Consider the following 4053-nt stretch of genomic DNA (forward strand, 5'->3'; position numbering starts at 1 on the left):
TGTTGATGTGATCGTTAGCGGCCTGCAAATATTCTGCATCTGGGTTATCATTGTATGCAGCTAGTTGGTTCCAAAAACTCTGATGGCGCAAATGCCCATTAATTTGATTTAGCAATGCGATTGGAGCAATTTCTTTATCAATCTGTTCCAGCGCGATATCCAGCAAATCTAGAACTTTTCCCAACCTGCGTTTTTCAAGCGCCACATCACTGTTGGGGCCATCTAATTTTGCATCAAGAAACTCCCTAATACCTTCAAGAGTAACGTGCAGCGGGTTGCTTTCAAATTCTTCTTCCCAACGAGACATTTTCACCTACAATCAGTTTGGTTTATTTTACATCCAATATTTAGGTGAAAATCACCAGCAACTCCACAACTTTTAGTAGCAGCACATCATGAGTGGCGTATATATAATTCCAACAAAAACGCCCCACGTTCCCGCAGGGCGTTTCTCTTAATCTCAATGCACCGTTTCGGACCCGATCACCAACCCGTCCGCATCAGCCCCCACCTTAACAGTCGCACCATCCATGACCTCGCCGCCCAGCAGCATCTCGGCCAGCGGATCCTGCAAATACCGCTGGATCACCCGTTTCAAAGGCCGCGCGCCATAGACAGGGTCATAGCCCTTGTCGCCCAACCATTGCCGCGCCGCCGCGTCCACGTCCAGCGTGATTTTACGCAAGGCCAGACGCTTACCAAGCAACCCAAGCTGGATATCGACGATCCCCGTCATATCATCGCGGGCAAGCCGGTCAAAGATCACGATCTCGTCCAGGCGGTTCAGGAATTCGGGGCGGAAATGGTCGCGCACCGCCCCCATCACCTGCTCCTTGGCCTCACCCACATCCGCATCTTCGGCAAGCTGCGACAGCGCTTGTGATCCCAAATTTGACGTCAGGATAATTAGCGTCTGTTTGAAATCGACAGTGCGCCCCTGACCATCGGTCAGCACCCCGTCGTCCAACACCTGCAACAGCACGTTAAACACATCCGGATGCGCCTTTTCGACCTCGTCAAACAGGATCACCTGATAGGGCTTGCGCCGCACCGCTTCGGTCAGAACACCACCCTCGTCATAGCCGACATAGCCCGGAGGCGCGCCAATCAGGCGGGAGACCGAATGCTTCTCCATGAACTCGGACATATCAATGCGCACCATCGCGTGTTCGTCATCAAACAGATATTCCGCCACGGCCTTGGTCAGCTCGGTTTTACCCACACCAGTCGGCCCCAGAAACAGGAACGAGCCAAGCGGCCGATCAGGGTCATTCAACCCCGCCCGCGCACGGCGCACCGCATTGGCCACGGAAACAACCGCCTCACGCTGGCCAATCACCCGCTTGCCAATCTCGTCTTCCATTTTCAGCAGCTTGTCGCGCTCGCCTTCCAGCATTTTGGATGTCGGAATGCCGGTCCAGCGCTCGACCACCTGCGCGATCTGCTCGGGCCGCACCGCCTCTTCGACCATCACATCGCTATCGCGGGTTTCGGCCGTTTCCAATTGCGCCTCAAGGCTCGGGATGATCGAATATGACAGCTCGCCCGCCCGCGCCAAATTACCCTCGCGTTTGGCAATCTCCAACTCAGCCCGTGCCGTTTCCAGCGCTTCCTTGATGTCACGCGCACCAGCCAGCTTATCCCGCTCGGCTTGCCACTGGGCCGTCATTTCAGCGGACCGCTCCATCAAATCGCCCAGCTCTTTTTCCAGCGTTTCCAGACGGTCCTTACTGGCCGCATCATCTTCTTTCTTCAGCGCTTCGGCTTCGATTTGCTTTTGCATAATCTCGCGGTCCAGCGCGTCCAGTTCTTCGGGCTTGCTGTCCACTTCCATGCGCAAACGGCTGGCGGCTTCGTCCATCAAATCAATCGCCTTATCCGGCAAAAACCTGTCGGTGATATAGCGATGTGAAAGCGTCGCCGCCGCCACCAAGGCGTTGTCCGAAATCCGCACCCCGTGGTGCAGCTCGTATTTCTCTTTGATGCCGCGCAGGATCGAAATGGTGTCTTCAACCGTTGGCTCTTCAATCAGCACAGGCTGGAATCGCCGCGCCAGTGCCGCGTCTTTTTCAACATGCTTGCGATATTCATCCAGCGTGGTCGCGCCAACGCAGTGCAATTCACCCCGCGCCAAAGCAGGCTTTAACAGGTTCGACGCATCCATCGCGCCATCGCCTGCGCCCGCCCCGACCAGCGTGTGCATTTCGTCGATAAACAAGATAATCTCGCCCGCGGCCTCGGTGACCTCGTTCAGAACCGCCTTTAGCCGTTCCTCGAACTCACCACGATATTTCGCGCCAGCAATCAGCGCCCCCATATCCAGTGACAGCAGCTTCTTGTTCAGCAGGCTTTCGGGCACATCACCATTGATGATCCGTAACGCTAACCCTTCGGCAATCGCGGTTTTACCCACGCCCGGCTCACCAATCAAAACTGGGTTGTTCTTGGTGCGACGACTTAAAACCTGCATCGTGCGCCGGATCTCTTCATCCCGCCCGATGATCGGGTCAATCTTGCCCTCGGCAGCGGCCTCTGTCAGGTCATGCGCATACTTTTTCAACGCATCATAGCCCTCTTCAGCGCTGGCCGTATCCGCCGTGCGACCCTTGCGAATGTCGTTGATCGCCTCGTTCAGCTTTTGGGCCGAAACATCACCCGCCTCCAGCGCTTCTTTGGCTTTGGATTTCACCATCACCAGCGCCATCAAAATGCGCTCGACAGGAACGAAACTATCGCCCGCCTTTTTGGCAATTTTCTCGGCTTCGGCCAACACCTTGCCGGTTTGCTGGTCCATATAGGTCTGGCCGCCATCGCCCGTAACCTGAGGGATTTTTGCCATTGCTACATCCACGGCTTCAACCACGCGGGCAGCGTTGCCTCCAGACGCGTTAATCAGATTGCTGGCCAGCCCCTGATCATCATCCATCAATGCTTTTAGTAAATGTTCGGGTGATAGCCGTTGATGGCTTTCACGCATCGCAATCGTCTGGGCCGCTTGTATAAAACCGCGCGACCGTTCGGTGAATTTTTCCATATCCATCCGTATTCTCCTTTTCAAAAGCGCCCGTGATATTTGACCGCCCTAAATAGGCACAGTCATAGTCGAGCCTCATACCTAATGTGGCAACTGGGGGGCATAGGTTCAAGGTGCACATTGCCATAAAAATGCCATAGATTCCTTACCCCAAAAGGCAGGTTTAATATTGCATGCAAAGCACCTATTTCAAGATTGTAAGCAGTAACTATTGAGCCGTGTAATGAACATTGTAGATACCCATGTGCAAAACATCCGCCCTGACCCTAACAGCAACAAAATGCTGGGGAATGTCACCTTCTATGTGCGCGGTGGTATGGGTGATCGCTGCGACGTTATGAACTTTGAATGCCGCTGCGATATTCCGTTTGGCGATTCTTCGGATCAGCGGCTATCACAAATCAAACAAGGTTTGAAAGCTGATGCGCTACGTCAGGCAAGACGCATGCCTGAATTTCGTTCGGGTGAGGATAGGTTGGCATTCCTGACCCCTCAGGAACAACACATCGCCTGACCTGAACATGTGCTGGTCAATAATATCAGGACTTCGGGGGTAAACATCTATAGGTTTACGCATATCCGTTGAAGGATAGGCAATGACAAAACTAAACGATATTCGTAACCGCAGCACATTGTCACAACTGTTTGAGGGACAGCCACAGCATTTGGCCATCGCCCTGTTGATGGCACTTGGGGCGACCGCGCTGTTACACACCAATTCAGACGCACCGCGCCTGTTAGGGCTGACATCGGCAGGCTGGGGGGTGGTTTCAATTGCGCTGGCACTGGTGCATCAAATCATCGTCGCCATCGTCTTTCGCCTGCAGCTGCACCGCAACATGATGACGCGGCTGTTTGGTGACCGTGACATGAAAATCTGGGCTATGATATTCATGCCGCTTCTGGTCATTCGCCCAATCACCCTGATCATGACGGGCTGGGCCGATACCATGCCGATCACCAGTTACCGCAACACGGAAATCATCCTTGGCATTATCCTGTTGGCCGCTGCAATCTGG

The 4053-nt window shown here is 54.0% G+C and carries 4 protein-coding genes; 2 read left to right on the forward strand and 2 right to left on the reverse strand.

Annotation, left to right across the window (positions count from 1 at the left end):
- On the reverse strand, positions 1-307 hold a 307-nt coding region (locus tag ACWB12_RS13380), incomplete at its 3' end, for a hypothetical protein (protein ID WP_479530591.1).
- A 153-nt stretch (positions 308-460) separates the two neighbouring features.
- Positions 461-3040 carry an ATP-dependent chaperone ClpB gene (clpB, locus tag ACWB12_RS13385; protein WP_479530592.1) on the reverse strand — a complete coding sequence of 860 codons (2580 nt, stop codon included), beginning with the start codon at positions 3038-3040 and terminating at the stop codon, positions 461-463.
- A gap of 217 nt (positions 3041-3257) precedes the next feature.
- Between clpB and ACWB12_RS13390 the strand changes: the two genes are divergently transcribed.
- Entirely contained in the window at positions 3258-3548 is a 291-nt protein-coding gene (locus ACWB12_RS13390; protein WP_479530593.1) for a hypothetical protein, read from the forward strand.
- Between the two features lie 82 nt (positions 3549-3630).
- Positions 3631-4053 (forward strand): hypothetical protein (locus ACWB12_RS13395; protein WP_479530594.1); only part of this gene is annotated, 423 nt, incomplete at its 3' end.

The organism is Profundibacter sp. (genome assembly GCF_056498605.1).

What these genes read in the sequence shown, in the direction of transcription:
- ACWB12_RS13390 (WP_479530593.1), top strand. Translation starts at nt 3,258, where the DNA reads ATGAACATTGTAGATACCCATGTGCAAAACATCCGCCCTGACCCTAAC.
- clpB (WP_479530592.1), bottom strand. Translation starts at nt 3,040, where the DNA reads ATGGATATGGAAAAATTCACCGAACGGTCGCGCGGTTTTATACAAGCG.